Annotated in this window: 5 protein-coding genes and 1 tRNA gene; 5 read left to right on the top strand and 1 reads right to left on the bottom strand. The window is 43.5% G+C overall.

What is annotated here, in order from left to right:
* Positions 1-450: 450 nt before the first annotated feature.
* The 5 genes from V7K50_RS06730 (at position 451) to V7K50_RS06710 (ending at position 3,780) form a co-directional block, all read left to right on the top strand.
* The gene (locus V7K50_RS06730) at positions 451-723 is read left to right on the top strand and encodes a hypothetical protein (protein WP_334706188.1); all 273 of its coding nucleotides are present in this window, start codon (positions 451-453) and stop codon (positions 721-723) included.
* Between the two features lie 13 nt (positions 724-736).
* The gene (locus tag V7K50_RS06725; RefSeq protein ID WP_334958397.1) at positions 737-1,420 is read left to right on the top strand and encodes an ABC transporter ATP-binding protein; all 684 of its coding nucleotides are present in this window, start codon (positions 737-739) and stop codon (positions 1,418-1,420) included.
* A 392-nt stretch (positions 1,421-1,812) separates the two neighbouring features.
* Positions 1,813-2,361: an NYN domain-containing protein gene (locus V7K50_RS06720; RefSeq protein WP_334958395.1), complete on the top strand. Its 549-nt coding sequence runs from the start codon at positions 1,813-1,815 to the stop codon at positions 2,359-2,361.
* 147 nt (positions 2,362-2,508) lie between these two features.
* Positions 2,509-2,580: transfer RNA gene (locus V7K50_RS06715), tRNA-Asn, on the top strand.
* 3 nt (positions 2,581-2,583) lie between these two features.
* Complete coding sequence (locus V7K50_RS06710; RefSeq protein ID WP_334958399.1) at positions 2,584-3,780, top strand: aminotransferase class V-fold PLP-dependent enzyme; 1,197 nt, start codon at positions 2,584-2,586, stop codon at positions 3,778-3,780.
* A gap of 455 nt (positions 3,781-4,235) precedes the next feature.
* On the opposite strand, the gene V7K50_RS06705 is transcribed toward V7K50_RS06710, so the two are convergent.
* Positions 4,236-4,688 carry a nuclear transport factor 2 family protein gene (locus tag V7K50_RS06705; RefSeq protein ID WP_334958394.1) on the bottom strand — a complete coding sequence of 151 codons (453 nt, stop codon included), beginning with the start codon at positions 4,686-4,688 and terminating at the stop codon, positions 4,236-4,238.
* Between the last annotated feature and the right edge of the window lie 246 nt (positions 4,689-4,934).

Genomic DNA, 4,934 nt, shown 5'->3' with positions numbered 1-4,934 from the left:
GACCAACCTACGAATACGAAGCGATCGCGCTTGAGCCAGTCGTCGAGAACGTCAAACCACCCTCTACTGGGGGCGCGTCCAACTGCGATGGTCATTAGAGCAAATCTCCAAATAGTTTATAAGTACAGGTTGTATCTGTATTATAGATGGCTAGATAAAAGCCCTCTATAAGCAGAAAGTTAACCGGGTTGTTAACCAAGTTTACAATTTTTTACACACCTTTAATCATATTAGGTGTAAATCGCTAATTTTTCTAGGGGTTTTGTAATAAAAATTAATTTTTTATCTAGAAGAGATAGATAAAGTAGGGCAGCAAGAGGGGAAAGGGGTAATTTGAATTCTCCCCCTTGCTCCCTGCACCCTGCCCCTCTGCCTCTTCCAATACCCATTTCCCTAGAATCAGCCAGCTGACGCTAAAATGAGTCCACAGTTAAATTTGATTATTGCTAAATGTTTACCATCGATTTAAGCATCAGAAACACTGCTTTCCCTATCTCGGTACAACGCAAGTCAGCAGAGGATGCTGAAGCTGTCTATCAGCTAATTTTGGCAGCAATCCGTTCTGGGAACCCTGACATTGTAGAACTCAAGTGCGAGGGCAAGACAGAGAAAAAAATTGCTGTCCGCGCTAGTGAAATTTCTGGGGTGCAGATTGTTCAGAAAGATGGTACGACCCCTGGCGGTACTAGACCTCCTGGATTTTTCGCTGTAGCTGCTGAGTAACCAAGGTTGACAAATGGCTCAAGTGGGCATTGAGGTCAAGGATTTAAATTTCAGTTGGCCTAATGGGGAGAAGGTGATCAAATCTTGCTCTTTAGAAGTGCCCAAGGGTGAGTTTTGGATGCTCTTGGGTACAAATGGGAGCGGGAAATCAACGTTACTCAGACTGCTGGCGGGGTTGTTAGCTCCTGAATCTGGCGAAATTCGGGTTTTGCATCCCATTGGCTTTGTCTTCCAAAATCCCGATCATCAACTGGTAATGCCAACGGTTGGTGCAGATGTAGCTTTTGGATTAGTGGAAGAAAAGTTGCCACCTGCTGCTACTAGAGCAAGGGTTGAGGAGGCGCTTGGGGCAGTGAATTTGCTTACTCTGCAACGACGCCCTATCTATGCACTTTCAGGGGGACAAAAACAGCGAGTCGCGATCGCAGGTGCGATCGCCCGTCGCTGTGAAGTCTTATTATTAGATGAACCCACTGCCTTACTAGATCCAGATAGCCAGTTGGATTTAGTTGCTGGTGTCCGTCGCCTGGTCAAAAGTCGAGGTATTACAGCCCTCTGGGTGACGCATCGATTAGATGAGTTAAATTACTGTGACGGCGCTTTCTTGCTCGAAAAAGGCTCTCTGGTAGATAGGGGTGAAGCTCAACGCCTCAAACATCGTCTGATGGAGGTAGAAAGCGAAAGCGAAGCCTTTTAATTAAGTGCTGTTAGCAGTAGCGGGGCGTTTAGCCCGTGCTGAGTGAAGTAAAAAGTACTGAGGATTTTTACACCCGATATCTGCTCTTGCCTTTATCGTAAATAAAAGGGTTTAAGACCCCTACATCTACAATGTCTTTAATTTTGAATTTTGAATTGTTAATGTGTGGTCTTTTAACTCAGTACTTTTCATTTTTACTAGTGCTGAAAAAAAACTGCAACGCGCCTTTATTTAAAAGGCGCGTTTTAAGTTGGTGGGTCTATTTTCGGCTTGAGTTTTATGAGGCTGCCGTATTTTTTATTCTATGTAGCATAGTGTTACAGACTATGCATCAATTATTATAAAACTTATGAATGAATTTTGTTAACTCTAGAAAATTGTGATTAAAAACCATGTCCCGTTCCTTACTCCAAGCCGTTTTGTTGGTGGACGGCTACAATATCATAGGCGCTTGGCCTTGCCTTAAAAAAACGCGCGATCGTGTTGGATTAGAGGCAGCACGGGGTGAACTTGTGGAAGCGATGACTGGTTATAGTTCGTTTCAAGGTTACACAACTCAGATAGTTTTTGATGCCCAATATCAGAATTGCTCTAGTAATAAAGAAATTATTACTGAGCTTTTATCAGTTTATTACACTGATTTTGGGCAAACAGCAGATACTTATATTGAAAAATCCTGCGCTTCTTTTCGCCACCAAATAGCTCAATCTTTGATTTCTCGTGTGATTGTTGCTACATCAGATCGGGCACAGCAGTTAATGATTCAAGGGTATGGGGCTGAATGGTTGTCGGCACAACAACTCTGTGGCGAAGTGGAAACCACGGTCTGCCGGATGCGACAAAAGTATCATACGCGCAAACAATCTAAGAGTAGGTTTTTAGCTAATGCCATTGATGCTAAGGCGCGGCAGCGTCTGGCTGAATTACGAATGGGATTATAGTAAATATTTAGTATTTAACAGTCTCTGCTTAAGTTCCTGAATGGATTTTGACTGCAAAATTTCTTTAATAAAGCATCTCAAAAAAAATATTTGCGAAAGTACTTGCCAAATTCTATTTTTAGCCCTAAGATTATAAATTGTGAGTGGTCCTCAGTAGCTCAGTGGTAGAGCGATCGACTGTTAATCGATTGGTCGCTGGTTCGAATCCGGCCTGGGGAGTTAATCAATTTTGGATTTCAGATTTTGGATTCTAGATTATCTATCAGTAATCTATGGTCACTGGATTCGTCTGTGACCTTTCTGAATCATGGGTCTTTTGGTGCTTGTCCTAAAGAAGTGCTGGAATTTCAAGAACGTTTGCGATCGCAGTTAGAGCAGGAACCCATACGCTTTTTTGGTAGGGAGTGGGAACCCCTGCTAGACGATGCTAGAAGTAAGTTGGCGGTCTTTGTGGGTGCTGATGTCCAGGATTTAGTATTTGTCCCTAATGCGACGACTGGCGTTAATTCGGTGTTAAGGTCGCTGGTATTTTCACCAGAGGACGAGATACTTACAACCAGTCACGAATATAATGCTTGCCGCAATGCACTTGATTTTATTGCCACTCGCACTGGTGCGCGGGTGGTGGTGGCCAAAATTCCTTTCCCTATTGACTCGCCACAGCAAGTAATCGCAGCAGTAATTGAGGGAGTTTCACCAAAAACCCGATTAGCACTTCTGGATCATGTTACCAGTCAGACGGGGCTAATTTTCCCAATTCAAGAGTTGGTGCAGGAGTTGCAACAACGGGGTGTAGATACATTGGTAGATGGTGCCCATGCGCCTGGAATGATTTCTCTGAATTTGCCAGAAATTGGCGCAACTTATTACACCGGGAATTGTCATAAATGGCTGTGTGCGCCCAAAGGGGCAGGATTTTTGTATGTGCGACGAGATAAACAGTTAGAAATTCGTCCGTTAACAATTAGCCACGGGACAAATTCGCCACGCACTGATAAAACCCGCTTTCAGTTGGAATTTGACTGGACGGGTACAGATGATCCTACAGCTTATATGTGTGTACCAGAAGCGATCGCTTTTATGGGTTCGTTGCTACCTGGTGGGTGGAAAGAATTGAGACAGAAAAATCATCAGCTAGTGTTGCAGGGAAGACAGCTACTTTGTGAAGCGCTGGAAGTGCAGCCGCCTTGTCCAGAAGAGATGATTGGTTCAATGGCGGTTGTCCCATTGTCTACGACTTTGGAAAACCGCGATTTTATGTCTATACATGATGAGTTGTTTGATAAGTTTGGTATTCAAGTGGCGGTGATGCCTTGGGAGGAAAAACCTCGGCTGTTGGTAAGGATTTCGGCGCAGGTTTACAATACTTTAGAGCAGTATGAGTATTTGGCAAAGGTGCTAAAGGGCTTGTGCTGTTAATCTAATGTGAGTTCGACAAACCTTTCCCTGCCTTGAACTAAAGTTCAAGTTTCTCTGCGACTCAAAGAGGGACGGTTTTGCGTAGTAACACCAAGTTGTGATACATAGTATTATTTGCTTGAAAGCTAGTCCAGCAGAGCTTAGATTCTAAGGGACTTCCAAGAAATAAATTATCCCGATTAACGAACCGCAGAGGCGCAGAGTCCACAGAGGAATAAGGGTCTGAGAGATTTTTTGCGTTAGGTGGCTGAGTTTTTTTATTTGGAAGTCCCTAAACAATACTAACTTTTGGAACTTGGGATAAAATCCAATACGCTTGGCTATGTGAAAAATTACTTTGTTGGGTTGCGCTTTGCTTAACCAAACAAAGCCCTGGAAATGTTGGGTTTCGTTCCTCAAACGCCACTTGCTAAGTAAGCGGAAACGCTAAAAGCATTTGAATCCAAATATTTTCATCAATCCTCAATTGGAGGGGCAGAAGCTTCTGCTAAACCATAGGCTGCCAGCTGTCGGCATAAAGCTTCTGTTAACTGCGTATCTAGGTAAGCATGGAGATACACGACCTTCCCCCAACGCATCTTGATGATGTGAACTCCTTCGTTAACATACACAGAACCATCTGCGGGTTTGGCAGAATCTACCCACTCAACTGCGATTGTTGTATCCCAAGGAAAACCACTCACAGCAATGTTCTTGATGGTGAAATTTAGTTTAGGTGACAGAATGTAGAGGCGTTGAAACCACTGCCGCATTGCCTCAATACTATGACGAGTACCGCCGAGTGCATGATTGCCGCTAAATGTGTGAGTAATCGAGGGCGAAACTCCCCTGAGAACGGACTCATAATCACCTTGATTCAGAGACTCAAAAGCTTGCTTGACGGTTTTGCGAACTATAAAAGTGTACATGATTGTTCCCTTATGAAGCCAAGTTACTAGTTATGCGGGAGTAGGTAGTGTGATTGAGCGAGGTGATCAGTATTTTCGGAAATTATGGAGGAGTTTAACTCTACCTGCAAAAATTAAGTAGAGACGTAGCACTGCTACGTCTCTACATTTGTTATAGAAACACTCGGTAAGCGTAAAACTCAGTCCCTTTAGGACTGAGATATAAGCGACTCGAGTGACTTAAGTCACTCGAGTTTCTTCTTTAAT

The organism is Nostoc sp., from assembly GCF_036917135.1.
In the GTDB taxonomy this organism is placed as follows: domain Bacteria; phylum Cyanobacteriota; class Cyanobacteriia; order Cyanobacteriales; family Nostocaceae; genus Nostoc.
The sequence above is the reverse complement of the archived record's forward strand: the minus strand, read 5'-3'. Positions and strand labels throughout refer to the sequence as shown.